Source organism: Sphingobium sp. TomTYG65 (assembly GCF_055395525.1).
In genome coordinates this window covers 2,150,262-2,172,961 of record NZ_AP027330.1, presented here as the reverse complement: position 1 = coordinate 2,172,961, position 22,700 = coordinate 2,150,262, and the positions used below count along the sequence as shown (strand labels likewise).

Annotated in this window: 25 protein-coding genes and 1 tRNA gene; 12 read left to right on the top strand and 14 right to left on the bottom strand. The window is 64.3% G+C overall.

Going from position 1 to position 22,700, the window contains the following annotated elements; genetic code table 11:
* Positions 1–55 precede the first annotated feature (55 nt).
* Positions 56–1,345, bottom strand: a complete 1,290-nt coding sequence (locus ACZ5Y5_RS10700; RefSeq protein WP_464808613.1) for an LPXTG cell wall anchor domain-containing protein — start codon at positions 1,343–1,345, stop codon at positions 56–58.
* A 101-nt stretch (positions 1,346–1,446) separates the two neighbouring features.
* On the opposite strand from ACZ5Y5_RS10700, the gene queF reads away from it, so the two are divergent.
* Both queF and ACZ5Y5_RS10690 read left to right on the top strand, forming a co-directional pair.
* Positions 1,447–1,914 carry a preQ(1) synthase gene (queF, locus tag ACZ5Y5_RS10695; RefSeq protein ID WP_464808612.1) on the top strand — a complete coding sequence of 156 codons (468 nt, stop codon included), beginning with the start codon at positions 1,447–1,449 and terminating at the stop codon, positions 1,912–1,914.
* A gap of 201 nt (positions 1,915–2,115) precedes the next feature.
* Entirely contained in the window at positions 2,116–4,746 is a 2,631-nt protein-coding gene (locus ACZ5Y5_RS10690; protein ID WP_464808611.1) for a M1 family metallopeptidase, read from the top strand.
* A 34-nt stretch (positions 4,747–4,780) separates the two neighbouring features.
* Here the strand turns inward: ACZ5Y5_RS10690 and ACZ5Y5_RS10685 are convergent, their stop codons facing one another.
* From ACZ5Y5_RS10685 to hspQ, 3 genes are all read right to left on the bottom strand, one after another.
* Positions 4,781–6,715, bottom strand: a complete 1,935-nt coding sequence (locus tag ACZ5Y5_RS10685; protein WP_464810525.1) for an OPT family oligopeptide transporter — start codon at positions 6,713–6,715, stop codon at positions 4,781–4,783.
* A 92-nt stretch (positions 6,716–6,807) separates the two neighbouring features.
* Complete coding sequence (locus ACZ5Y5_RS10680; protein ID WP_464808610.1) at positions 6,808–7,644, bottom strand: GDSL-type esterase/lipase family protein; 837 nt, start codon at positions 7,642–7,644, stop codon at positions 6,808–6,810.
* Entirely contained in the window at positions 7,601–7,972 is a 372-nt protein-coding gene (gene hspQ / locus ACZ5Y5_RS10675) for a heat shock protein HspQ (RefSeq protein ID WP_464808609.1), read from the bottom strand. Before hspQ ends, ACZ5Y5_RS10680 begins: the two co-directional genes overlap by 44 nt.
* A gap of 123 nt (positions 7,973–8,095) precedes the next feature.
* On the opposite strand from hspQ, the gene ACZ5Y5_RS10670 reads away from it, so the two are divergent.
* The 5 genes from ACZ5Y5_RS10670 (at position 8,096) to ACZ5Y5_RS10650 (ending at position 11,366) form a co-directional block, all read left to right on the top strand.
* Positions 8,096–8,185, top strand: a tRNA-Ser gene (locus ACZ5Y5_RS10670).
* A 33-nt stretch (positions 8,186–8,218) separates the two neighbouring features.
* Positions 8,219–8,890, top strand: a complete 672-nt coding sequence (locus ACZ5Y5_RS10665) for a peptidylprolyl isomerase (protein WP_464810524.1) — start codon at positions 8,219–8,221, stop codon at positions 8,888–8,890.
* A gap of 58 nt (positions 8,891–8,948) precedes the next feature.
* Positions 8,949–9,692, top strand: coding sequence for a DUF72 domain-containing protein (locus ACZ5Y5_RS10660; protein WP_464808608.1), 744 nt, complete (start codon positions 8,949–8,951; stop codon positions 9,690–9,692).
* A gap of 308 nt (positions 9,693–10,000) precedes the next feature.
* Positions 10,001–10,387, top strand: coding sequence for a gamma-glutamylcyclotransferase family protein (locus ACZ5Y5_RS10655; protein ID WP_464808607.1), 387 nt, complete (start codon positions 10,001–10,003; stop codon positions 10,385–10,387).
* A 64-nt stretch (positions 10,388–10,451) separates the two neighbouring features.
* A complete protein-coding gene (locus ACZ5Y5_RS10650; protein WP_464808606.1) occupies positions 10,452–11,366 on the top strand; it encodes a dienelactone hydrolase family protein in 915 nt (304 codons plus the stop codon).
* Between the two features lie 116 nt (positions 11,367–11,482).
* Here ACZ5Y5_RS10650 and ACZ5Y5_RS10645 read toward each other — a convergent pair whose 3' ends face one another.
* The gene (locus ACZ5Y5_RS10645) at positions 11,483–12,019 is read right to left on the bottom strand and encodes a peroxiredoxin (protein WP_464808605.1); all 537 of its coding nucleotides are present in this window, start codon (positions 12,017–12,019) and stop codon (positions 11,483–11,485) included.
* 101 nt (positions 12,020–12,120) lie between these two features.
* On the opposite strand from ACZ5Y5_RS10645, the gene ACZ5Y5_RS10640 reads away from it, so the two are divergent.
* The 4 genes from ACZ5Y5_RS10640 (at position 12,121) to ACZ5Y5_RS10625 (ending at position 15,247) form a co-directional block, all read left to right on the top strand.
* Complete coding sequence (locus ACZ5Y5_RS10640; protein ID WP_464808604.1) at positions 12,121–12,645, top strand: hypothetical protein; 525 nt, start codon at positions 12,121–12,123, stop codon at positions 12,643–12,645.
* Between the two features lie 98 nt (positions 12,646–12,743).
* Positions 12,744–13,814 (top strand): DNA replication/repair protein RecF, encoded by a 1,071-nt coding sequence (recF, locus tag ACZ5Y5_RS10635; protein ID WP_464808603.1) that lies wholly within the window; start codon positions 12,744–12,746, stop codon positions 13,812–13,814.
* A gap of 108 nt (positions 13,815–13,922) precedes the next feature.
* Complete coding sequence (locus ACZ5Y5_RS10630) at positions 13,923–14,444, top strand: CHAP domain-containing protein (RefSeq protein ID WP_464808602.1); 522 nt, start codon at positions 13,923–13,925, stop codon at positions 14,442–14,444.
* 80 nt (positions 14,445–14,524) lie between these two features.
* Complete coding sequence (locus tag ACZ5Y5_RS10625) at positions 14,525–15,247, top strand: CHAP domain-containing protein (RefSeq protein WP_464808601.1); 723 nt, start codon at positions 14,525–14,527, stop codon at positions 15,245–15,247.
* Positions 15,248–15,355: 108 nt separating this feature from the next.
* Here the strand turns inward: ACZ5Y5_RS10625 and ACZ5Y5_RS10620 are convergent, their stop codons facing one another.
* The 7 genes from ACZ5Y5_RS10620 to ACZ5Y5_RS10590 form a co-directional block, all read right to left on the bottom strand.
* Entirely contained in the window at positions 15,356–15,628 is a 273-nt protein-coding gene (locus tag ACZ5Y5_RS10620; protein ID WP_464808600.1) for a DUF3297 family protein, read from the bottom strand.
* 33 nt (positions 15,629–15,661) lie between these two features.
* Positions 15,662–16,516: a S1 family peptidase gene (locus ACZ5Y5_RS10615; protein WP_464808599.1), complete on the bottom strand. Its 855-nt coding sequence runs from the start codon at positions 16,514–16,516 to the stop codon at positions 15,662–15,664.
* 3 nt (positions 16,517–16,519) lie between these two features.
* A complete protein-coding gene (locus tag ACZ5Y5_RS10610; RefSeq protein ID WP_464808598.1) occupies positions 16,520–16,942 on the bottom strand; it encodes a DUF350 domain-containing protein in 423 nt (140 codons plus the stop codon).
* Between the two features lie 80 nt (positions 16,943–17,022).
* A complete protein-coding gene (locus ACZ5Y5_RS10605; RefSeq protein ID WP_464808597.1) occupies positions 17,023–17,319 on the bottom strand; it encodes a hypothetical protein in 297 nt (98 codons plus the stop codon).
* 132 nt (positions 17,320–17,451) lie between these two features.
* Positions 17,452–18,693: a class I SAM-dependent methyltransferase gene (locus tag ACZ5Y5_RS10600; protein ID WP_464808596.1), complete on the bottom strand. Its 1,242-nt coding sequence runs from the start codon at positions 18,691–18,693 to the stop codon at positions 17,452–17,454.
* Between the two features lie 32 nt (positions 18,694–18,725).
* The gene (locus ACZ5Y5_RS10595) at positions 18,726–19,478 is read right to left on the bottom strand and encodes a molybdopterin-binding protein (RefSeq protein WP_464808595.1); all 753 of its coding nucleotides are present in this window, start codon (positions 19,476–19,478) and stop codon (positions 18,726–18,728) included.
* Positions 19,475–20,203 carry a cytochrome b/b6 domain-containing protein gene (locus ACZ5Y5_RS10590; RefSeq protein WP_464808594.1) on the bottom strand — a complete coding sequence of 243 codons (729 nt, stop codon included), beginning with the start codon at positions 20,201–20,203 and terminating at the stop codon, positions 19,475–19,477. The genes ACZ5Y5_RS10595 and ACZ5Y5_RS10590 overlap by 4 nt, the downstream gene beginning before the upstream one ends.
* Positions 20,204–20,616: 413 nt before the next feature.
* Here ACZ5Y5_RS10590 and ACZ5Y5_RS10585 point away from each other — a divergent pair, with 413 nt between their 5' ends.
* Entirely contained in the window at positions 20,617–21,123 is a 507-nt protein-coding gene (locus tag ACZ5Y5_RS10585) for an outer membrane protein (protein WP_464808593.1), read from the top strand.
* 200 nt (positions 21,124–21,323) lie between these two features.
* Here the strand turns inward: ACZ5Y5_RS10585 and ACZ5Y5_RS10580 are convergent, their stop codons facing one another.
* Both ACZ5Y5_RS10580 and ACZ5Y5_RS10575 read right to left on the bottom strand, forming a co-directional pair.
* Positions 21,324–22,238: an EamA family transporter gene (locus ACZ5Y5_RS10580; RefSeq protein ID WP_464808592.1), complete on the bottom strand. Its 915-nt coding sequence runs from the start codon at positions 22,236–22,238 to the stop codon at positions 21,324–21,326.
* Positions 22,235–22,642: an endonuclease domain-containing protein gene (locus tag ACZ5Y5_RS10575; RefSeq protein WP_464808591.1), complete on the bottom strand. Its 408-nt coding sequence runs from the start codon at positions 22,640–22,642 to the stop codon at positions 22,235–22,237. Before ACZ5Y5_RS10575 ends, ACZ5Y5_RS10580 begins: the two co-directional genes overlap by 4 nt.
* Positions 22,643–22,700: the final 58 nt, after the last annotated feature.

Sequence of the window (22,700 nt, the reverse complement as noted above, 5' to 3'; positions counted from 1 at the left end):
GACGGGGGTTGAGCGATGCGTACTCCTGCCTTCGCAGGAGCACGGTGGAGTAGGATTAGCTCGCCAGTTCCAGCGCGGTTGCGCGGCTGCCGGGGGTACGGAACTGGCGCGGACCCTGATCGATGCGGAAAGGCGCGAGCCGGTCGGCTGGAGGCGATTTTTCCTGGCCGACGATGAAGGCGCGTCCCGTGCGGCCATTGCCGGTGGGGCTGACATTCCCGTCATTGGCCCAGCGATATTGCGCGTCGAACGCGATGAGCGGGATGAGCAGCGCGCGATCGCCCATTTGCACCGGCGCGATCTGGTCTGGCAGCAGGCGCAGCTCACCGGTCAGGTTCTGGCTTTCGCCCGGCGCGATCGACACGGCCGAATGGGCGGGCATGCCAGCGGCTCCAGCGAAAAATTGCTGCAGCATCACCTGCTGGCGGGTGTCGGCATTGGCGATGAGGGTGCGGATCAAAATATCCTCGGCCGGACGCGAACCGCGATTGTGGAGCGTGAGGTTGTAGCCGATGGTCGCGCCCATCAGAGACAGGCGGGCGCTCCGGATCTCCAGGGACAGGTCGAGCCAGGGGCGCTCGGTTACCGTGGCGACGGGTGCTGGAGGCGCTGCTGGCGTGGGAGCCGGAGCTGCAGGTTCGGGCTGCGGCTTTGCTACTGGAGCCAGGCGTGCGGGCTGAGGCTGTGGCGCGGGACGCGGTGGGGGCGGCGCGGCGGCCGGCTGTTCGGCAAGCGACTCTTCGAAAAGCGGCTCCTGCTCTAGCGGTTCGTCGCGGCGGCGGCGCAAGAAGAACCAGGCGGCGAGCGCGACAAGCAGCGCGAGGCCGCCGGCGATCCAGGGCCAGGAAGAGGATTCGGCAGGGGCGCTGAGCGGCGGTTCGGCTGCTGGCGCGGGTGCGACCGGGGGCGGGGCAGCTTCAGGCGTCGTGGGTGACGCTGCTTCGGGCTCGGGTGCAGGCTGTTGCGCGGCAGGGGCAGGGGCAGGGGCAGGGGCAGCAGCAGGAACGGGGCTGCTGCGTTCCGCCGGGGCTGCCGGTTGAGCGGGCGTTGGGCGCGGCGCTGCCGCTGCAGGGTTTCGCCCGGTCGGGGCGGGCGTCTGCGGCTGCGCTGCGGGAGGCGCAACGACAGGCGGCGGCGTGATGATGGGCGGCGTTACCGGCGGCGGCGTGACGGGTGCGCCGCGAAACACGTCGAGTTCCGGTCCCTGGCGACTGGGATCGGCAGGCGGCTGAGTCGTGCGCGGCAGGTTGAAGACAGGATCGCCGCTGCTCTGTTCCTGGGCGAACGAAGGCGTGGCCAGCAACAGCGGCATGGCGGCGGTGATGATGGCAGGACGCAACCCCATGGGCAGCAGCCAAGGCAATGCGGCCGCTGAACGGGAGGTGAACGAGGAAGAGCGGCGGCGCTGCGGTGACATTAGGCGTGCAATCGCGTAGATGGCCGGTCATGACTGATACGCCTGAAACCGTCAAACCGATCCATCTGGGGCAGAGCAGCGCGCTGCCTGCTTCCCCTGCGGAAGCGGTGCTCGACTATGTGCCCAATCCCCGGCCCGGAAAGCCCTATCTGGTGCGCTTTACCGCGCCGGAATTCACCTCTCTCTGCCCTGTCACCGGACAGCCCGACTTTGCGCATCTGGTGATCGATTATGCGCCCGGCGCGACGATCGTCGAATCGAAGTCGCTGAAGCTGTTTTTGGGCGCCTTCCGCAACCATGCCGCCTTTCATGAGGATTGCACGGTGGGAATCGGCGAGCGGCTGTTCGCGGAGATGCAGCCGCTGTGGCTGCGGATCGGGGGATATTGGTATCCGCGCGGGGGTATCCCGATCGATGTGTTCTGGCAGTCGGGGGAGCCGCCGGTGGGGCTTTGGCTGCCCGCGCAGGATGTTCCGGGGTATCGCGGGCGGGGGTGAGGTCGGTCTGCAGCCGCTTTAGATCCCAGCTTTCGCTGGGATGACGGGAATGGGGGCGGGGAATCCATTGCTATTAAACAAATGAACAACAAAGTTCGCCGATGGCTTGACCCGGGCCGAGAAAGGTTCGATCCCGCAACTATCGTGGCGCTTGGCCGTTGGGGCTGCGCCGTTCTCAACGTGTCGGAGTTGCGAACCTTGATGACCTTTTCCAGAATGTCCCTGTTGATGCTGGCGGCTGCTCCGCTGGCGCTGGTCCAGCCTGCCTTGGCGCAAGCGCCCGCTGGCCCTGCGCCGGGGATCACGACGCAATTGCCGCGCGGGGCCGCGCCCAGCCATTATGCGATCGAGGTGACGCCGGATGCGGCGAACCTGAAGTTCAGCGGCAAGGCGACGATTGACCTTACCGTAGCGCAGGCCATGCCGGTGCTGGTGCTGAACGCCGCCGACCTGACGGTGAGTTCGGTGACGCTCACCCCCGCAAAGGGCAAGGCGGTGAAGGGCGCCGCCAAGATCGACGCCGCGGCGCAGACGGTCAGCCTGGACTTCGGCAAGCCCGTCGCGCCGGGCAGCTACAAGCTCGATATCGTCTATGCCGGCGTCATCAACACGCAGGCGAACGGGATGTTCGCGCTGGATTACACGGACAATGCCGGCAAGGCGAAGCGGGCGCTGTTCACCCAGTTCGAAGCGCCCGATGCGCGGCGTTTCGTGCCGAGCTTTGACGAGCCGAGCTACAAGGCGACCTTCGACCTTTCCGCCATCGTGCCGACGGGGCAGCTGGCGGTGAGCAACATGCCGGTCAAGGCGTCCGCCGATCTGGGTGGCGGCAAGACGCGGGTGACCTTCGGCACCAGCCCCAAAATGTCTTCCTATCTGCTCTTCTTCGGGCTGGGCGATCTGGAGCGAGCGACGAAGATGGCTGGCGCGACCGAAGTCGGCGTGATCACCGGCAAGGGGAATACGGGCAAGGCGCAGCTGGCGCTGGATGCTTCGGCGGCGATCCTGCCCTGGTATAATGACTATTTCGGCGTGCCTTTCCCGCTGCCCAAGCTGGATAATGTCGCGGGGCCGGGACAGAGCCAGTTCTTCAGCGCGATGGAGAATTGGGGCGCGATCTTCACTTTCGAGCGGGCGCTGCTGGTCGATCCGCGCTTTACGTCGGAGGGGACGCGGCGGACCATCTATTCGATCGTCGCGCATGAAATGGCGCATCAATGGTTCGGCGACCTGGTCACCATGGCCTGGTGGGACGATCTTTGGCTGAACGAGGGGTTCGCCAGCTGGATGGCGACCAAGGTCACCGACAAGCTGCAGCCGGAATGGGAAATGCTGCTGACCCGCGTTGGCGGTCGCGAGCGGGCGATGGCGCTCGATGCGTTGGCGACCACCCATCCGGTGGTGCAGAAGATCCATACCGTCGACGAGGTGAACCAGGCGTTTGACGACATCACCTATGAAAAGGGTGAAGCGGTCATCACCATGCTGGAAGGCTATGCGGGTGAGGATGTGTGGCGGGAGGGTATCCGCAGCTACATGAAGGCGCACGCCTATGGGAACACCGTGACCGACGACCTTTGGAAGGCGGTCGAGGGTGCGGGGGCCAAGGGGCTGGTTGCAATCGCACATGACTTTACCAGCCAGCCGGGCATTCCGCTGGTGAAGGTGGACAGCGCGCAGTGCAAGGGTGGGTCCACCGTGCTGGCGCTGAGCCAAGGTGAGTTCAGCCGCGACAGGAAGGACAAGGCGCCGCTTAAATGGAACGTCCCTGTGATGGCGCAGACCATCGGCGGTGCGCCGCAGCGGCTGATCCTGAACGGGACGGCGTCGGTCACGCTGCCCGGATGCGGGGCCTATGTGATCAATGCGGGGCAGACGGGCTATTATCGCTCGCTCTATCCGCAGGCGAATGTGCAGGCGCTGGTGAAGGACTTCACCCGGCTGTCGGCGATGGACCAGATCGGGTTGATGGCGGACAATTTCCAGCTGGGGCTCGGTGGTTATCAGCCGATCGGGCTGGCGCTCGACATGGTGGATGCGGTGCCGGCGAACGCGAGCCCGGCGGTGCTGGCGGAAGTGCCCGATTATCTCGACAGCGCCTATATGATGCTGGAGAGCGACAAGACAGCGCAGGCTCGGGTCGCGGCTTATGCGTCACGCAAGCTGGGGCCGGTGCTGAAGAATGTGGGCTTCGACGCCAAGGCCGGCGAGGGCGCTCAAGTGCCGGTGCTGCGGTCGGCGCTGGTGGCGACGCTGGGCGGCATGGGCGACAAGATGGTGGTGGCTGAGGCGAAGCGGCGCTTTGCGCAGCCTGCCCTGCTGGACGGGCCGCTGCGCAATGTGTGGCTGCGGATCATCGCGCAGAATGCGGACGGCGCGACCTGGGAGAAGCTGCGCGCCATGGCCAATGGGGCGAAGAGCGACCTCGAAAAGAGCACGCTGTTCGCTCTGCTGGGCGCAGCGAAGGATGAGGCGCTGGCGAAGAAGGCGCTGGACCTTGCCATGACCGACGAGCCGGGGAAGACGACCAGCGCGGCGATCATCTCCGCCGTGGGAGCGGAGCATCCGATGCTGGCGGTGGACTATGTGCTGGCGCACCGGGCGCAATATGAGGCGCTGATCGATGTGTCGGCGCGCTCTCAGGCGATCGCGCGGCTCGGCGGCGGATCGGCTGACCCGGCGATGGCGACGAAGCTGGACGCCTATGCGAGCCAGTATCTGACGCCCGAATCGCGCAAGGTGGTCGACCGGTCGATCTCCGCCATCAAGACGCGGATCGAGACGCGTGCGCGGCTGAAGCCCGCGCTGGTGGCCTGGTTCGGGAAAAAGTGATCGGGAGGGGCGGCGGAGCAATCCGCCGCCCTTTTCAGATGGAGAGGGACGCCTGCCGCTTGAGGCGGGTGTAGAGCGCGGCGATCACGGCCGCGAAGATCAGCAGGGCGAGCGGGACGGCCCAGCTGTTTTCCGCCACCAGCGCGAGCGGGGCGTCGCTGTCGGTCGCGGCGACGATCCCGGCGAAGGCGACGCCGAACAGGCTTTCGCCGACGATGAAGCCGGTCGCCATCAGCACGCCCATGCGCTCGGCGAAATCCGGGTTGGGCTGGCGCATCGCCCAGCGGTTGTAGAGATGGCCGATGACCGCGCCGACCGGGATCAGCAGGGTGAGCGCCATGGGCAGGTAGATGCCCATGCCGACCGCCAGCGGGGGCAGGCGCAGCTTGCCCGCCTTGCCGAGCAGTTCGTCGATCGCGACTACCACCGCGCCGATCAGCGCGCCGGTCCCGATCAGGTTCCAGTCGAGATCGCCGCCCAGCACGCCCTTGGCCAAGGCGGAGATGAGCGCGGCCTGGGGCGCGGGGAGGGCGCTGGCCTTGGCGTTGGGGGCTCCGGCAAAGCCGAAGGCGCTGTTGAGGAGGTCGAGGACCGGCGGGATCACCAGTGCGCCGAAGATGACGCCGAGGACGAGGGCGACCTGCTGCTTCCATGGGGTCGCGCCGACGAGCTGGCCAGTCTTGAGGTCCTGGAGATTGTCGTTGGAAATGGTGGCGATGCCGAACACGATGGCGGTGACGAACAGCGCATAGGCGATAAGCGCCTGCGACTGTTTAGGGTCGCCGCCTGAGCCGTAGATGGCCGCGAGGATCAGCGACGCGCCAAGCACCGCGAGGATGCCGACGCCTGAGATCGGGCTGTTCGACGCGCCGATCAGGCCCGCCATATAGCCGCAGACCGACGCGATCACGATGCCCGCGACCAGGATATAGGCGAGGGTCAGAATAAGGATCGGCACCGGGTTGAGGGCGATCGGACCCCCTTGCGCGAAATACCAGAGCAGCACGGCGATGGGTGCGAGCGAGGCGAGAATGGTGCCGCCGACGATGCCGATGGGCAAGTCTCGCTCAGTAAGTTCGAGGAGCGCGCCCTCGCCCGCCTTGCGTCGCCGCGCTGCGGCCATGGCGGAGCGGATACCGCTGACGATCGGCCCCAATATCTTGAGCAGGGTCCAGATCGCCGCAACGCCGATCGTGCCCGCGCCGATGAAGCGCGCCTTCATGCGGAAGGTGGTGCCGACCACTTCCGCGATATCGGCTCCGGCAGGAAGAGGAGAGGTGAGCCAGGGGACGAGGCCGACCCAGCTGATCAGCAGACCGACGAACATCGCGACGCCCACGGACAGGCCCACCAGATGACCGACGCCGATCAGCGCCATGGAAAAGCTGGTCGAAAGGGAGGTGGCCCCGCTGCCGAATTTGAAGAAGGTTGCGGCCTCCTCGGCAATCAGTTTCGTCTTGGCGACGATGGAAAAGGCGGCTGCAGCGAGCGAGCTGGCGATGATGGCGGCAAGACCGCGCTTATTCTCTTCAAGACCTTCGCGAGAGCCTGCGCCGACCTTGAGCACTTCGGCGGCGGCGACACCCTCAGGGTAAGGCAGGTCTGACCCGGTCACCAGCGCGCGGCGCAGCGGGACCGAATACATGACCCCCAGTATGCCGCCGAGCGCGATGGTGAACGCGGAGAGCCAATAGGGGAAACCGTGCCACCAGCCGATGATGACGAGCCCCGGCAGCACGAAGATGATCGCCGACAATGTGCCTGCCGCAGAGGCGATGGTCTGGACAATGTTGTTTTCCAGGATCGTGCCGGTTGCGAACAGGCGCAGCACCGCCATGGAGATGACGGCGGCCGGGATGGACGTCGCGAAGGTGAGGCCGATCTTGAGCCCCAGATAGACGTTGGCGGCGGTGAAGAGCAGCGTGATGAGCGCGCCCAATATGACGCCGCGAAGCGTCAGTTCCGCCATGGGCGTGGCCTTGGCCGAATCAGTCGTCACCAGCGTCTCCCCCTGTGGGTGTCTTTTACAGATGTATGGTAATAATGTTGCTGGACCGTGGATCAATCGGAAAGTGACGCGTGAACGGCAGCGGCGGGTGTGCGCGAGCGTTCATTCGGGACGGCCGCCATTTCGCCTTGATCGAGCCAACCATCGACAAGGCTGTTCCAGCGGGCATAGCCGCGCGGGTTCATGTGCAGCCCGTCAGGGCCGAAGAGCGATGCGTCGGGCAACCCGTCCTGCGCGAGCAGGGAAGTGCCTACGTCGATATAATCGAAACGGCCCACCCGGCTGCGCGCCGCGACGGTCATGTTGACGGCCGCCATTTTGGGCCAGAGCGTCCAGCGAATGGGACTGGGCTTGAGAGACAGATAGGCGATGCGTGCCTTGGGATAGTCGGCGCGGAGCCGTTTCAGCAACGCCAATACATCATGCGCGACCGCGGCTGGCGTCGCGCCGCTCGCCAGGTCATTTTCTCCCACATAGACGAGTATCGATCGGGGCGCGCCGCGTGGGAGCAGCCGGGCATAATAATGGAGGACGTCGCGGGTGGTGGCTCCGCCGAACCCACGATTGACGGTGCCCCTGTCTGGAAAGCTGCCGCCGGTATTCCAAAGACGGATGCTGGAGCTGCCGAGGAAGAGGACGGCTCCAGGCGCGCTGGCGTCGGCCTCATTGGCCTTGGCGAAGGCGGCGATTTCGTTGGAAAAGGGAAAAGCCGGGTCTGCATTGACGCGGGGTGCTTCTGCCGATCCAGGCTCCACCGTCTGTGCGGTCGCCAATGCTGGCGCCAGCAGCAGAGGCAGGATGAAGGCTGGCAATGCCCGCGCCCACTGCCGCCCCCACCGAGGGACCTTAATGCCGATGCAGCGGCCGCAATTGATATTTGCCGTTGGCATAGGTGCCGAACATCCCCGCAATGGCCGGATGGTCAACAGGCTCCCCGCTATCGTCGGCGAGCAGATTCTGCTGGCTCACATAAGCGACATAGCTGGTTTCGCCATTTTCGGCGAGCAGATGATAGAAGGGCTGATGCTTGTCGGGTCGGGATTGTTCGGGAATGGCCTGATACCATTCCTCGCTATTGGCGAAGACGGGATCGATGTCGAATACGACACCGCGAAAGTTGAAGCGGCGATGTTTGACGACATCGCCGATGCTGAAGCGTGCATGGACGACGGGCGGTGCAGTGATGTCGGCTCCGAAAATGGCAGTCGTATCGGTCATAATGGCAATTTAGGACGCTCGGCTCTTGTTACAAGAAAAATACGGTCCTGGCCGCTTGGCAAGCCGACCATCATTCGCTAATGGCCGCCGCTCGACCGGGTCGGCGCATGCCGGGCCTTCTGCGGAGAGGTGGCAGAGTGGTCGAATGCACCGCACTCGAAATGCGGCGTGCCGGCAACGGTACCGAGGGTTCGAATCCCTCCCTCTCCGCCACTCCATCTTTGAAGATTCGTGGCTGACCCGTTGATCCGTCCTGCCCTGCTTCGCTTTCTTGCCTTGTTGTTGGCGTTCTGCCCTGCATTCGCCTGGGCGGTGCCGGCTAACCGGCCGGCGCCCGGTTATACGCGGGTCGCCATCGAAACGTCGGTGGGGACGATCACGGTGGCTGTGGATAATAAACGGGCGCCACGAACTTCGGCTAATTTCCTGGCTTATGTGGATGATGGGCGGTTCGACGGCGTGACCTTCTACCGGGCGGCGCGGCGGAAGAGTGATCCGAAGCTGGGGCTGATCCAGGGCGGGATCGACACCGACGCGCGGCGGTCTTTGCCGCCGATCCCGCATGAGCCGACGAGCAAGACGGGTATCCGGCATCTCGACGCCACGCTGTCGATGGCGCGGCCCAACCGGCCGGATTCGGCGATGGGCAATTTCTTCATCACGGCTGGGGCGACGCCCAACATGGACGCGCGGGGCGATTATATAGGCTATGCGGCGTTCGGCCATGTGGTCGCGGGAATGGATGTGGTGCGGCGCATATTGGCGATGCCGACCTGCTGCGGGTCCGGGCCCATGCGTGGCCAGATGATCATCAAGCCGGTGACGATCCTGCGTGCGCGGCGGCTGGACGGGGTGGCCCGGCCTACGCGCGGAGTGAAGCCATGGCTGATCGGATTGCGGCGCAAAGCTGCACGCTGACGCTTTTCCCTGGCAGGCGGGCGCGTCGCCGTTCAGGATGTCGGTAGAGGAGGCGTGCATGGCGGCAGGACGGATCAGGGTAGGGATCGGCGGCTGGACGTTCGAGCCATGGCGCGGGACATTCTACCCTGAAGGGCTGCGGCAGAAGGATGAACTGGCCTATGTGGGCGAGCATCTGACCGCGACCGAAATCAACGCCACCTATTATGGCACGCAGAAGCCGGCGAGCTTCGCCAATTGGGCGAAGGCCGTGCCCGACGGATTCCAGTTTGCCGTGAAGGCGTCGCGCTATTGCACCAACCGTCGCGTGCTGGCCGAGGCAGGGGAATCGATCGCGAAATTCATGGGGCAGGGGATTGCCGAACTGGGCGACAGGCTGGGGCCGATCCTGTGGCAGTTCATGCCGACGAAGAAATTCGAGGCGGAGGATTTCGGTGCTTTCCTGAAGCTGTTGCCCGCGAGTGTGGACGGCATCAAGCTGCGTCACGCGCTGGAGGTGCGGCATGAGAGTTTTGATGACCCCAGCTTCCTGGCGCTGGCGCGGGATGCCGGCGCGGCGGTGGTGTTCGCCGATCATGACGAATATCCGGCGATCCGGGGCCATGATGTGGGCTTTTCCTATTCCCGCCTCATGCGCACGCGCGAGGATGAGGCGACCGGCTATTCAGCGGAGGAGATAGCGGGCTGGGCGGCGAAGGCGCGCGAGCAGGCGAAGGCGGGAGACGTCTATGCTTTTTTCATCAGCGGCGCGAAGGTGCGTGCGCCAGCCGCTGCCCAGGCGATGATGGTTGCATTGAAGTAACAGTTGCTGTTGCATTTGCTGCAACTGCGAAAGCGCCTTTTGCGATTGTGACAAAGGGGTTACGCGATCATATGCGCCCTCGTCGAACACGACAGATAACAAAATTTGCAGGACACGAAACATGCGGCACACTGTTCAGGGCGTTGCGTTGATGGTTGCGGTCGGCGCTCAGATGCTGACCTTCTACTCGGTGCTTTTCGCCTAAGCGATCATTCGCGCTTCTTTCTTCCTCTTCTTCGGGGAAGTCCAAAAAGGCCGCCCAGGGCATTTGCCGGGGCGGCTTTTTTATTGCTAGTGAAGATCGCGTGATGAGCCCCGATCTTCTCTTTGTCTATGGATCGCTTCGCCCCGGATTTGGCGGTGAGATGGCGCTGTGGCTGTCATCGGTGGCGCAGCCGCTGGGCACCGCTGTGGCGCGTGGGACGCTTTACAGGATCGACTATTATCCAGGCTTCGTTTCCGGCGGGGAAGGGGCGGTCGTCGGAGAACTGTTCCGCTTGCCTGACGCCGCGGCGATCCTGGCGGTACTGGACGAGCATGAGGAGTGCGCGGCGCATTTCCCCGAACCGCGGGAATATCGGCGCGAGCGGGTGCGGGTGGAGACGCCCGACGGCATGCTCGACGCCTGGACCTATGTCTATGCGCGCTATGTGGCCGGGCTGGAGCGAATCGCGGGCGGGGACTTCCTGGGCTGAACGTCTTGCGCTCAGGCCGCGAACCGATAGGCTGCGGCAGGGGGCATGCGGAAGAGGAAGCGCGATGAGCAACCAGAGTGAAGGATCAGCCCAGCCGGAACGCCTGCCCGAAGATCGCAACTGGATCGACAGCACGGGGCTCGACCGCCGCAAGCTGCTGATGAGCGGGGCGTTTGCAGCGGGCTTTGCGGCGGCCTGCCGCCCGGTGTCGAGCAGCGCGGTGCAGACGTCGGGCGAGGGGCTCACTCAGGAAACGGTCTCGATCCGGGCGAGCGACGGTTTTGTCATGCCCGCCTATGTCGCGCGGCCGGAAGGGACGAAGAAGAGGCCGATCATCGTCGTCGTGCATGAGATATTCGGCGTGCACGAGTGGGTCCGCGACATGTGCCGCCGCTTCGCGCGGGAAGGCTATTATGCCATCGCGCCCGACCTCTTCGCCCGGCATGGCGATGCGACGAAGATCGCCGACATCAAGCAACTGGTGAGCAGCATCGTGTCCAAGGCGCCTGACGCGCAGGTACTGGCGGATATCGACACCACCTATGCCTGGGCGGGGAGCCATGGCGGCGATGCGGCGCGGCGGGGTATCACCGGATTTTGCTGGGGCGGACGGGTCGTGTGGCTCTATGCCGCGCACAGCGCGCAACTGGATGCGGGCGTAGCTTTCTACGGCCGGCTCGTCAGCGAGAAGACGGCGCTGCAGCCGCTGAGCGTGATCGAGCAGGCGGGGGCGCTCAAGGCGCCGGTGCTGGGGCAATATGGCGGGTTGGACAAGGGGATACCGCTGGCCGATGTCGAAGCGATGCGCGTCGCACTGAAAAAGGCGGGCAAGTCGCCACCCGATGAGATCACTGTCTATCCGGAGGCTGATCACGGCTTCATGGCCGATTACCGGCCGAGCTATAATGAGGCGGCCGCGAACGCAGCCTGGAAGGCGACGCTGGAGTGGTTCGGGCGCTATGTGAAGGGCGGAAAATAGACGTTATTGGGGATTCTTCTTCCGTTCGAGCTGAGCTTGTCGAAGCCCGTTCTTTCCTTTTGAAGAGAAGAAACTCCCTTCGACAGGCTCAGGGCGAACGGAGGTTGATGTCGGTTCTATTTCGCCTTCATCGACTGCACCGCCGCCAGCGTGCTCTTCACATGGTCGGCATAGTTCATCTCGCTATGGACGAAGACGATGCGGCCGTTGGGCGCGATGACATAGGAGGTGCGGTCGGTCATGCCGGGCCGCATCTTGAGCGCCACGTCATAGCCCGAGATGATCGCCGGTCCGGCCGAGGCGACGGCAAACTTGCCCGCGCACTCCTTGGTCGAAAAGGCGACGAGATCATCCACCGGATCGGCGGACATGCCGATTACGGTCGCACCGGCCTTCTTGAAATCCGCGATGTGTGTGGCGAATTCGCGTGCTTCGGCCGAGCAGCCCGGCGTGAACGCCTTGGGGAAGAAATACAGGACGACAGGGCCGCGCTTCAACTGGTGCGAAAGGGTGAGCGTGAAGGTCTTGCCCGCCTGCGCGCCGCGCGTGGTGAAATCGGGCGCCTTCGCGCCGACGGCCAGCGCCGCCATGGCTCCGGTCGAGCCCAGGGCAGCCGCGGCAAGGGCAAGGGCGATCTTTGCGCTCTTCATCATCGTCGTCTCCATCGTCATCCGCTGTGCAGGTGATGGGCCCAAGAGCGACCGCTGGCAAGTCCGCTGGCGGAACCCTTGGCTTTCTTGCCAGTTCATTACGGATGCGCTTGCTTCTCGCTCTGCCGCTGCTGCTGCTCGCTGCCTGTGAAGAGAAGGGCGGGAGCAAACCGGGCATGTCCACCGACATTGTCGATGAGCAGGCGAACTATGATGTAAGCAACGAAACGCCGGCGCAGGACGAGACGCTGGCGCCAGATCAGCCGGCAGAGGCGAGGACGCCCGCCAATGCCTCCGCACCCGCTGTTGCGGCGAAGCGGGACGCTCCCTCCCCTTCAGGCGTCATTCCAGCGGCGCTTCAGGGAAATTGGACCGGGCTGAATGACCGCTGCGGGGACCGTTCGGCAGAGCTGGAGCTGAAGGTGACGCCCGGAAGCCTGATCTTTCATGAAAGCGTAGGGACGGTGCAGGGCGTGGCGACGGGCACGGGTGGCAAGCTGCGGGTCGATGCCGCCTTCACTGGAGAAGGGGACAGCTGGACCAAGAAACTGGAACTGCGCCCTTCCGCCAAGGGGCGGGAACTGACGATCATCAATGATGGCGCAGCGGTGACGCGCAAACGCTGCTGAACCGCTTTCCGTTCTAGCCCCCGCCTGCTTTTGTTGGCGGATCGCTTTTTGCGCGAAACCGGTTCCCACTTTCACGCGCGATGCTCTAGAGCGAGGCAATGATCGGCCGTCTGACCTTGAGCGATTTCCGCAACCATGCGGATGCGCTGATCCTTCCTGACCATGCCTTCATCGTGCTGACCGGCGAAAATGGCGCGGGCAAGACCAATATTTTGGAAGCCGTGTCGATGCTGGCCCCGGGTCGGGGCCTGCGCGTCGCGGCGCTGCGCGACATGGCGCGCCAGGGCGGGCCCGGCAGCTTCGGCATCGCGGCGGAGGTGGACGGAGTCGTGCTGGGTACCGGCACCAGCCCCCAGGCGCCCGACCGGCGGCAGGTGCGGATCGGCGGCGTCGCCTCTTCGGCCAATGCGCTCGCCGATCATCTGGCGATCGTGTGGCTGACCCCGGCGATGGACCGGCTGTTCATGGACAGTCCTGGAGGACGGCGGCGCTTTCTGGACCGGCTGACGCTGGCGCTGCATCCAGCCCATGCGGTGCATGCCGCGCGCTATGAGGCAGCGATGCGGGCGCGCAACCGGCTGCTGGCCGACCTTCCCAGCGCCGACCCGGCGTGGCTGGCCGCGCTTGAGGCGCAGATGGAGGAGCATGGCGCGTCGCTTTCGGTGGCGCGGGCCGATCTGGTCGCGCGGCTGGTCGCGGAGCTTGCCAATCAGCCGGACGAACCCTTCGCCCGGCCGCTGCTGGCGATCGACGGCGAAGAGGATGGGGAAGGTCCGCTCGCAGATCGACTGGCCCGCGAGCGGCGACGGGACGCGGCGGCAGGGCGGACGTTGTCGGGACCGCACCGGCAGGATCTGGCTGTCACCCATGCTGCCAAGGGACAGGCGGCGGCGCTTTGTTCGACGGGGGAGCAGAAAGCCCTGCTGCTGTCGATCCTGCTCGCCCATGCTGCACTGGTGGCCGCGAATAGGGGGCAGCCGCCCGTTCTGCTGCTCGACGAAGTGGCGGCGCATCTCGACCCGTCGCGACGAGCCGCCTTGTTCGACCGGCTGCGTGCAACAGGCGGTCAGGTCTGGATGACGGGGACGGAAGAAAGTCTTTTCAATGACTTAGGTGAGGCGACGCGGTTCACGGTAACGGCGGGCCAGCTCTTTCGTTCCGCAGGTTAACGCGCCCGTACAACCATTCGTCGCTCGACGCTTCTCAACTCGTCCTGGCTCTGCCCTAAGAGCGCCACGGGGTTGATAAACCAGAAGAAGTCGGGGGTCGTTTCACTCATGATCGGTGCTTTTCGCGCATTTATCGCGACTGCCATGCTTGCGCTCGGCGCCCTGATCGTGACCCCTGCCGCTGCTGGCGTTCTGCAGTGCGCACCCTATGCCCGTCAGGTTTCCGGCATCGAACTTTATGGCAACGCCAATACCTGGTGGGGCCAGGCAGAGGGCCGCTATGAGCGTGGCCATCAGCCGCGCGAAGGCGCTGTGCTGGCCTTCGCTGCCAGCCGTTCCATGCCGGTCGGCCATGTCGCCATGGTCAGCAAGGTGGTCAGCGATCGTGAAGTGCTGCTGACCCACGCCAACTGGTCCTATCGCGGCGGCATCGAGCGCAACGTGCGCGCCATCGACGTGTCGCCGAACAATGACTGGACCGATGTGCGCGTATGGTACGGCCCGATCGGCGGCCTGGGCCTGCGCTCCAATCCCGCGAACGGCTTCATCTATCCGGCACAGGCGAGCGAAGCCGCCCCCGTGCGGATCGCCATGGCCGACAGCGCTGCCGCCACGCGCGGTGCTTTCTGACCCTTTAACCACTTTCTAAGGGCCGCCGCATAATCTGATCGGCGGTGGGGCGATTCTCATAAATTTTTGAGGTCGCATTAATGTTTCGTTTTATTCGCGGCGCCGCATGGCTGCTGGCGGGCTTGATCGCCACGCCGGTGTTTGGCGCGACCGCTTTGCAGTGCGTGCCCTATGCGCGGATCGTGTCCGGCGTGAATATCCGGGGCGATGCGTTGACCTGGTGGGATCAGGCGGAGGACCGCTATGCGCGTGGCCATGTGCCGCGCCGTGGTGCGGTGTTGGCCTTTCGTCCCTATGGACCGATGACGCTGGGCCATGTCGCTGTGGTCAGCAAGGTGCTGGACGACCGGCGCGTGCTGATCCGCCATGCCAATTGGTCGGTGCCTGGCGCGATCGAAGAGGATGTGCTGGCGATCGATGTGTCAGAAGCGGGTGATTGGAGCGAGGTGCGCGTATGGCACAGCCCGACCGGGCAGATGGGCGCGCGGACCAATCCCACCTTCGGCTTCATTTATTCGGGCAAGGGGCAGTTGCATCCGTTCGAGCCTGACCCGGCGCTGGGCACCAGCGTGCGCTTCGCCAAGGTGGATCAGCCGGATGGGGAAGAGGAAAAGGTTGCGGCCAAGCCGGTCGAGGAAGGCTCCACGCGGCTGGCGGGTCTTGGCCGGTCGCTGCGCAAGGCGCTGCATGAGCCGCGGCTGGAGACCGATATGCGGGCGATCCAGCTTGCCGACGCCACGCCTTCGGGGCGGTCGCTGCGGGATATTATCGCTGACGTGAAGCGGGACGCGCGGTTGCGTTGACGATTCAACCTAGCCCAACTCCGTTCGTGTCGAGCGAAGTCGAGACACGGTATGACCTGCTTCTCGACTTCCCTCGAAGCGAACGGAGGTAAAAAAGCCGAGGGCAGCTTATTCCGCGTCGGTGGCCTTTTCCTCGCCCTCTTCCGAGCGCTCGAACCAGGCTTCCACCGGCCCGGACAGCTTGATCGTCAGCGGCTGGCCGTTACGGTCGCGCGTCTTGCCGGCGGCGACGCGGACCCAGCCTTCGGAAATGCAATATTCCTCCACATCGGTGCGGACCCGGTCCTTGAACCGGATGCCGACGCCGCGCTGCAACAGGTCCATGTCGAAATAGGGGCTGCGCGGATTGGTGGAGAGGCGGTCGGGAGGCGTGTCGCTCATGGCTGTTCCAAAGGTCCTTCGTTTCCGCGCGGCCTAGCGCTTCGGGCTCGCCGCCGTCAACCGTGGCGCATCGTCCACATCGCAGAAGATGCGGCGGATCACGCCCTGCTCCAGCCAGGAGGCGAAGCGCATTTCCGCATCGGCAAGGCCCGCAAAGGGATAGGCGACCGGCTGATCGTTCACCGCGCGGCTCGCATGGACCAGGCGGATCATCGCGTCGGGCGCGGTGGTAAGGATGCGGCCGCGCCGGTCAGTTGCGGCGCTGTTCACGCCGACGACATGGCCATCCTCTGAGAAGACGGGACCGCCGCTGATGCCGGAAAGGGTGTCGTCGCTTTCGGGCAGGCGGGCGGTTTCCGCCCAGGCGAGGACGGGCTGCGTTTCTTCGGTGCGGCCGCGCCGGGCGCTGGCTGCGCCGATCAGTTCGGAGACGACGAGGGCGGGGCGGCCTGCGGGAAAACCCATGTGGAAGCCGAGCGATCCGGGTGCGGGCATCCGGCCGGAAAGCGGCAGGGCATAATCGCTCCGCAATCCGTCGCGGACGAGCGCGGCGTCGGCTTCCCGGCTGGCCACCACGCGGGAAACCGCTCGAGCCACGCCCCCTTCGTCGATACCGATGCGTGCGCAGTCGTGCGTGACATGCTCGGCCGTCAACCACGCGCCGTCGCGGTCCACGGCGAAGGCGGTGCCCATGCTGTCGGCAGGGCCGCCGGGCCGGTCCTCAATCACGAAAGCCTCGTCGCTCCATTGCGGCATCGGGCGGCGAGGAGAGCGGGGATCGAAACTTTCGACCTGCAACGGCGGCGGGCGTGTCACCTCCCCGATCCAGGCAAGCGCCAATATTCCGCCGAGCATCAGCGGCAGGCATCCTATGCCCCGCCGCGCCACGGCTCAGCCCGCCACGGCCGCCGCCGTCAGGCAGGCGATTGCGGCCTTCATCATGGCGAGAAAAATGGCGGCCGATCGCTCATTCGCCTCGATCCGGGCGGAGAGCGAGCCCAGGAGGAAATCGACGAAGCGGAAGGCGATGAGTTGCAGCACCAATGTGACGCTGCCCCAGATCATGATGTCCCATACGTTGACCGATCCGGCCAGGCAGAACGCCAGGGGGATGGCGAGGCCGATCGCCGCGCCGCCGAGCGAAATCGCCGCCGCGTCGTTTCCGGCGCGGATCAGCGCGAATTCATCATGCGGCGTAATCCACATATAAAGCGCCAGCGCTGCAAGCCAGGCCAGCGTCGCGCAGGCCAGGTGCAGCAGGAAGATGGGGAGCCCCGACAGCAGACTCTGGATGACAGGCATGGGATCGGTCATGCCGCCACGATGCCGCAACCTGGCCCCGGCTTCAATCCGGGATCAGGTTACGGTTTCGTTTCTGTCTCTAATCCAGACGGTTAGCGGCAGATGCGGACGCGGACGTCACGGTCGCGATAATAGTCATAACGCCATTCGGTCCAGCAGCGCTGGCGATAGCGATAGTGGTTGCGCCGTCCGTCACGCCAGTAGCGGCGGTCGTGATCGCGCCAGCGGCGATCGTCCCAGCGCCGGTCCCAGTCACGGTTGTTGCGCCAGTCGCGGTCGCCATAGCCATAATAGCCGCCATAATATTGCGCTTGCGCCGGAACGGCGGCCGCACCCATTGCGGTAATCGCCAGGCCGAGGGCCGTCGCGCCTTTCACAAAGATGTTCATATTCTCTCTCCTCACTTGCACCCCGACGCATGGGCGTAAAGCGGGGCCACGGGAGAGAAGATGCACAGGTGCGACTGAACCGTCCGGGAACGGGGCTGTCAGCTAGCGTTAAGGGGAGCGGCGAGGCGGGGCTTATTTGCCGCGCAGCGCCTCTTCCGCTTCCACCATATAATTTCGGGTGATCGGCAAGGCGCGGCGATCGCGGACATATTGGACCTGATAATTCACCATGCTGCCATGTTCGAACACGGTCGCTGCGCCGGCAAGATAGAAGGTCCAAAGGCGGAAGAAGCGCTCGTCATACAGGGCGATTATGTCGGCACGGTGGGCCATGGCCCGCGCATACCATTCGCGGATGGTGAGCCCGTAATGAAGGCGAAGCACCTCCACATCGCTTACCATCAACTGCGTGCCTTCGCTGCCCTGGATCATTTCGGAAAGGGCCGGAATGTAGCCGCCGGGGAAGATATATTTCTGGGTGAAGGCGTCGGTGATGCCGGGCCCCCCGACACGGCCGATCGTGTGGACCAGCATCACGCCCTCGCGCGTCAGCAGTTGGCGGCACTTGTCGAAGAAGGTGCGGTAATGAGCGGTCCCGACATGTTCGAACATGCCGACCGACACTATGCGGTCGAACGGCCCCTCTATATCCCGATAGTCGATCAGTTCGAACCGGACATGGTCGGACACCCCCGCTTCCTGCGCCCGCTGCCTAGCGACCTTGAGCTGCTCCTCCGACAGGGTGATGCCGGTCACATCGACGCCGCAGGTGCGATGCAGGTACAGCGCCATGCCGCCCCAGCCGCAGCCGATGTCGAGCACCTTCATGCCCGGCTTCAGGTGCAGCTTGGCGGCGATATGCGCCTTCTTGTCCTCCTGCGCCTGTTCCAGGCTGATGCCCGCTTCATTGTCCGCGTCGGGCCAATAGGCGCAGCTATATTGACGGTCGCGATCGAGGAAGAGCGCATAAAGCGCGCCTGACAAATCATAGTGATGGGCGACATTCGCCTTTGACCGGGCGCGGTGATTGGCGCGCCAGAGCGTTTGGCGGATCGACTTGAAGCCGCGCTTGAGCGCGCCCTTGTCGCTGATCGACTTGCCGCTTTCCCAGCTGTTGTTGGCGCGGATGAGCGAGATCAGCTCCATGATGCCACCGCCCTCTATCCCGACGCGGCCGTCAAGATAGGCTTCCGCCATGCCAAGGCGTGGGTCCCTGATGATGTCGAAGGGTACGCGCGCGTCGTGGAATTTGAGCGCGAGCGAAGGGAAGGCGGGATCGGGCGTTCCGACCGTCACTTTCCTGCCGTCATGGTAGATGATGGTCAGCTGCCCGCGCGTGACCAGCCGCTTGATGACCCGATCGAATAATTTCATGGGCGGCAACCTGTCAGGTCATTCCGCCCCCGTCAAATGCCTGCGTACCAATCATAGCCCGCGCGGTCTTCCCAATAACCGCCCTTGCCCTCGCCGATGTCCGCAAGACTATCTACAGCCTTGATCTCCATCAAATATTTGGCCTGTTTATAGCCGAGTTGACGCTCCACCCGGAGGCGCAGCGGCGCGCCATTGGCGACCTTGAGCGGCTGGTCGTTGAGCGCGAAGGCGAGGATCGTCTGCGGATGGAAAGCATCGATCATATCGATGCTTTCATAATAGGGCCGCCCGTCGCCCATGAAATCCGCGCAGTGAAACAGGATGTAACGGGCGCGGTTGCTCATGCGGGCAGCGTCAAGGACAAGGCCGAGCGGAACGCCGCGCCATTTGCCGATGGCGCTCCACCCTTCGACGCAATCGTGGCGGGTGATCTGCTCGCGATGGGGCAGGCTGCGCAGTTGGGCGAGTGAGAGGGAGAGGGGGCGATCGACCAGCCCGGTCACTTTCAACCGCCAGTCGCTAAAGCCCGACCGCCACAGCGCCCGATATTCGGGCGTATTCGGATTGGTGGTGCCGTTAGCGCGGAAGAAGGGCGAAATCTGGTCCGGCCGGAACTCTCGCGCCATGGCGTCGCGCGTCATCAGGCTGCGCTGCGCCCATTTATGGAAATTATCCGCGGAGAAGAGTATGTCGCGCACGCTTTCATTCCGCGCCAGCCGGTCGCAGCTCGCCAGCGTGGCGGTGGCGCCGAGCAGCAGGGTGCGCCGGTTGAGGATCAGGCTCATGGCCGCGCCTCCGGCAGGCGATAGCGGCCGGTGATCATGGAGCGCAATTCGTTGACCGGCCCCGCCAGCAGCACCATCAAAAGATGGACGAGGAAGAAGGCGACAAGCGCGAAAGCCATGATGAAATGGATCGACCGGGCGGACTGGCGGCCGCCGAATATGTCGATCAGCCAGGGCCAGGCCGCGTTCATACCGGGCGACATGGTGAGGCCGGTCAGGATCAGCAGAGGGAGAGCGATAAAGATCACGGCGATATAGCTGGCCTTCTGCAGCACATTGTAGCGCAGCGCTGCTTCGCCGGTCGGGAAGCGTAGGCGGGCATGATCGGCGATGTCCTGCCAGATGTGCCGCGGGGCGAGTTCGTCGCGGCGGAAGGCGAGATCGCGGGCGATATGCCTGCCTAGCAGCGACCACAGCATGTAGAGGAGCAGGGCAAAGGCGAAGAGCGGCGCGGCCGTCAGGTGCCAATGGCGGGACAGTGCGAGATTATAATGACCCGGCAGGGTGATCCAGCCGCCAAAGCGCTCAAGCTGTAGCCAGGGGTGATCGAAATTGGCGCCGAACTGTCCCCAGTAGAGCCGCGGATGGGCGTTGAAGATGCCCAGCCCACTGGTGAATAGGATGTAGATGAGCGCGGCATTCAGCCAGTGCCACAGCCGCACCGGCCAGCGGTGTCGCAGCACCGGCGGGGCCTTCGGGAAGGCAGTGGGGGAAGGGCGGTCCATAAAGACCTGTTACTCTTTTGCATCAGGCCGGTCAAAAATCAGGGCTAGGTCCGAACGGAATCGAAACAAATCAGAGCGTTCATCTTCTGGCCATATTGGCTGGCGATAAGCGCGCTGGCTCTGTTCCCTCCCGACAGCGGCGCGGAGGAAGATGCCTTTCAGGCTGCCAAGTGGTTATGACTGTTGCGAAAGTGCATCATTCACCAACAATCTTCATATCGCTGTTGCAACGTGGAACAAAGGCTACCATATGCGCCACCGTCCATGACGCAAGATCGTGGCAAGCAGGGATGGAGTAAAAGGGGCCACTTCATAGCGGCGCTCGAAGCTGTAAGCTTCGATACCATTCCTGTCCTATACCAAGAGTGATCTCCAATCCTTGGATGATGCACTTCTTATCGCATGAGGACTTTATGAAGACTGTGATTCTCGCAGCCGTTGCTGCTGCCGCTGTTGCGGCCCCCGCTTTCGCTCAGGACGCTGCTCCGTTCACCGGCCCCCGCGCTGGCGTGACCGTTGGCTATGACAGCTTCGGCGACGAAGAAGGCGTGAGCTACGGCGTGAGCGCTGGTTACGACGTTGCCCTGACCCCCTCGATCACCTTCGGCCCCGAAGTGACGCTGGGTGATAGCACTGTTGACGCTACCGGCCTTGATGTCAGCCGCGATCTGGCTGCTTCGGTTCGTCTGGGCTACATCCTGAACCCGCAGGTTCTGGCGTTCGGCAAGGTTGGCTATGCCAGCACCCGTTTCGAAACCGCTGCTGGCAACGGCGCGTTTGAAGGCGTTCGTTTCGGTGGCGGCCTGGAATATGCCATCAACGGTAACACCTACATCTCGGCCGAATATCAGCGCACTGAATATGAAGCTGGTCTTGGCGGCCGCGACGCTGGCGTGGTCGGCATCGGTTTCCGTTTCTAATCCCTCTCGGATCTGAAACACAGGAGGGCGGTCCCTTTGGGGCCGCCCTTTTTGTTTGGATTTCAGCGTAGGTGCGGGGTGTCGCGGTCCGTGCGCATTGCTGGCGCTGTGCCAGTGTTCTCGACGTCGCTCGAAACGAACGGATCAAACCAGAGTCATCTTGCTCAGTGCTTCGCCTGCGGCACCTTCCAACTGCGCGGCTATAGCGCACCCGCGAGCGCCAGTACGACCCCGCCAACGACCAGCACAAGGCCGGCGACCTCGCTGCGGCTCATCCTCTCACCCAGATAGAAGTGGCCAAAGCCCAGGGTAAAGGCGACCTCTATCTGGCCGACGATCCGGACCAGTGCGACGGGCGCGGTTGCAAAGCCGGTGAACCAGCAGGCCGAACCCAGCGCGGAGAGCAGGCCGACCTGGCCTGAAACGCGCCAACTCGTCAGCAGTTTGCGCATCTCGGCCGGTTCGCGCGCGAGGAGATAACCGCCCTGCATCAACGTCTGGAGCGTCACCGTGACGACGAGGACGATCAGCGCCGCCAGGATTGGATCGCTGCTGCCCACCTCCTGCGTCGCGCGGCGGATGGCGACCGCCGTCAGCGCGAAGAAGAAGCCCGACGCGATGCCGGTGAGCGCGGCCGGCTGGCCCAGCGCCTTGATGAAGTCGGCCGGTCCCATGCGTTTGCCGCCGGTGGACAACAGCATCACCCCCATGACGCCGCAGCCGATACCCGCCCAGGCGAGGGGATGCAGCCGTTCCCCGATCAACAGGAAAGACAGGATCGCGCCCTGCACCGCTTCTGTTTTTGAATAAGCCGTGCCGACCACGAAATTGCGGTGAGCGAAGGCCAGGATGAGGAGGTTGGTCGCAATGATCTGCGCCAGGCCCCCGCCAAGGCAGAAGAGCAGGAACAGGGGATCAGGGTGGGGCAGTGGGCCGGGAAACGCCAGCCGGTAGCCACCCAGCAGGATCAGCGCGAAGGGCAGGCCATAAAGATAGCGGACGAGCCCGGCGGCATTGAGGGACAGGCTATGGCTGACGCGCCGCTGGATGGCCGTACGCCAAGCTTGCGTCGCGCCGGCCAAGAGGGTGGCGGGGAGCCAGATGGGAAAGCTCATTCATCCTCCCCATCATTTGATGGGGAGGGGGACCAGCCATAGGCTGGTGGAGGGGAAAATGCGCAACAATGGTGCAGGATATACCGCGTCACATCATCGAAATTCCTGAGAATGTTCGTAGCTTTGATCCTCAGGACCCTAACACCTTGAGACTGCAACCACGCATCCCGCCTCTGATCATTCGCCATCTGTTCCACGGAATTATGAAAGCCGCCGTCAATCTCGACGGCCAATCGCACCGAGGCGCAGTAAAAATCCAGCACATAAGGTCCGGCAGGATGCTGCCGCCGGAACTTCAGGCCCTCCGGCCGCCCGCGCAGCCATTGCCATAGCCCGACCTCAGGAGGAGAAAGGTCGCGCCGTAACTCCCTCGCCCGATCAACAGTTTTCCGGCTGGGCGGCATCGCGCTCTTCCCCTCCACCGCCTTCGGCGGTCCCCCTCCCCATCTTGCGATGGGGAGG

Excerpts from the sequence above, each read along its gene's own strand:
- ACZ5Y5_RS10700 (WP_464808613.1), bottom strand. The coding sequence starts at position 1,345 with ATGGGGTTGCGTCCTGCCATCATCACCGCCGCCATGCCGCTGTTGCTG.
- queF (WP_464808612.1), top strand. The coding sequence starts at position 1,447 with ATGACTGATACGCCTGAAACCGTCAAACCGATCCATCTGGGGCAGAGC.
- ACZ5Y5_RS10690 (WP_464808611.1), top strand. The coding sequence starts at position 2,116 with ATGACCTTTTCCAGAATGTCCCTGTTGATGCTGGCGGCTGCTCCGCTG.
- ACZ5Y5_RS10685 (WP_464810525.1), bottom strand. The coding sequence starts at position 6,715 with ATGGCGGAACTGACGCTTCGCGGCGTCATATTGGGCGCGCTCATCACG.
- ACZ5Y5_RS10680 (WP_464808610.1), bottom strand. The coding sequence starts at position 7,644 with ATGCCAACGGCAAATATCAATTGCGGCCGCTGCATCGGCATTAAGGTC.
- hspQ (WP_464808609.1), bottom strand. The coding sequence starts at position 7,972 with ATGACCGATACGACTGCCATTTTCGGAGCCGACATCACTGCACCGCCC.
- ACZ5Y5_RS10660 (WP_464808608.1), top strand. The coding sequence starts at position 8,949 with ATGGCGGCAGGACGGATCAGGGTAGGGATCGGCGGCTGGACGTTCGAG.
- ACZ5Y5_RS10655 (WP_464808607.1), top strand. The coding sequence starts at position 10,001 with ATGAGCCCCGATCTTCTCTTTGTCTATGGATCGCTTCGCCCCGGATTT.
- ACZ5Y5_RS10650 (WP_464808606.1), top strand. The coding sequence starts at position 10,452 with ATGAGCAACCAGAGTGAAGGATCAGCCCAGCCGGAACGCCTGCCCGAA.
- ACZ5Y5_RS10645 (WP_464808605.1), bottom strand. The coding sequence starts at position 12,019 with ATGATGAAGAGCGCAAAGATCGCCCTTGCCCTTGCCGCGGCTGCCCTG.
- ACZ5Y5_RS10640 (WP_464808604.1), top strand. The coding sequence starts at position 12,121 with ATGCGCTTGCTTCTCGCTCTGCCGCTGCTGCTGCTCGCTGCCTGTGAA.
- recF (WP_464808603.1), top strand. The coding sequence starts at position 12,744 with ATGATCGGCCGTCTGACCTTGAGCGATTTCCGCAACCATGCGGATGCG.
- ACZ5Y5_RS10630 (WP_464808602.1), top strand. The coding sequence starts at position 13,923 with ATGATCGGTGCTTTTCGCGCATTTATCGCGACTGCCATGCTTGCGCTC.
- ACZ5Y5_RS10625 (WP_464808601.1), top strand. The coding sequence starts at position 14,525 with ATGTTTCGTTTTATTCGCGGCGCCGCATGGCTGCTGGCGGGCTTGATC.
- ACZ5Y5_RS10620 (WP_464808600.1), bottom strand. The coding sequence starts at position 15,628 with ATGAGCGACACGCCTCCCGACCGCCTCTCCACCAATCCGCGCAGCCCC.
- ACZ5Y5_RS10610 (WP_464808598.1), bottom strand. The coding sequence starts at position 16,942 with ATGACCGATCCCATGCCTGTCATCCAGAGTCTGCTGTCGGGGCTCCCC.
- ACZ5Y5_RS10605 (WP_464808597.1), bottom strand. The coding sequence starts at position 17,319 with ATGAACATCTTTGTGAAAGGCGCGACGGCCCTCGGCCTGGCGATTACC.
- ACZ5Y5_RS10600 (WP_464808596.1), bottom strand. The coding sequence starts at position 18,693 with ATGAAATTATTCGATCGGGTCATCAAGCGGCTGGTCACGCGCGGGCAG.
- ACZ5Y5_RS10595 (WP_464808595.1), bottom strand. The coding sequence starts at position 19,478 with ATGAGCCTGATCCTCAACCGGCGCACCCTGCTGCTCGGCGCCACCGCC.
- ACZ5Y5_RS10590 (WP_464808594.1), bottom strand. The coding sequence starts at position 20,203 with ATGGACCGCCCTTCCCCCACTGCCTTCCCGAAGGCCCCGCCGGTGCTG.
- ACZ5Y5_RS10585 (WP_464808593.1), top strand. The coding sequence starts at position 20,617 with ATGAAGACTGTGATTCTCGCAGCCGTTGCTGCTGCCGCTGTTGCGGCC.
- ACZ5Y5_RS10580 (WP_464808592.1), bottom strand. The coding sequence starts at position 22,238 with ATGAGCTTTCCCATCTGGCTCCCCGCCACCCTCTTGGCCGGCGCGACG.
- ACZ5Y5_RS10575 (WP_464808591.1), bottom strand. The coding sequence starts at position 22,642 with ATGCCGCCCAGCCGGAAAACTGTTGATCGGGCGAGGGAGTTACGGCGC.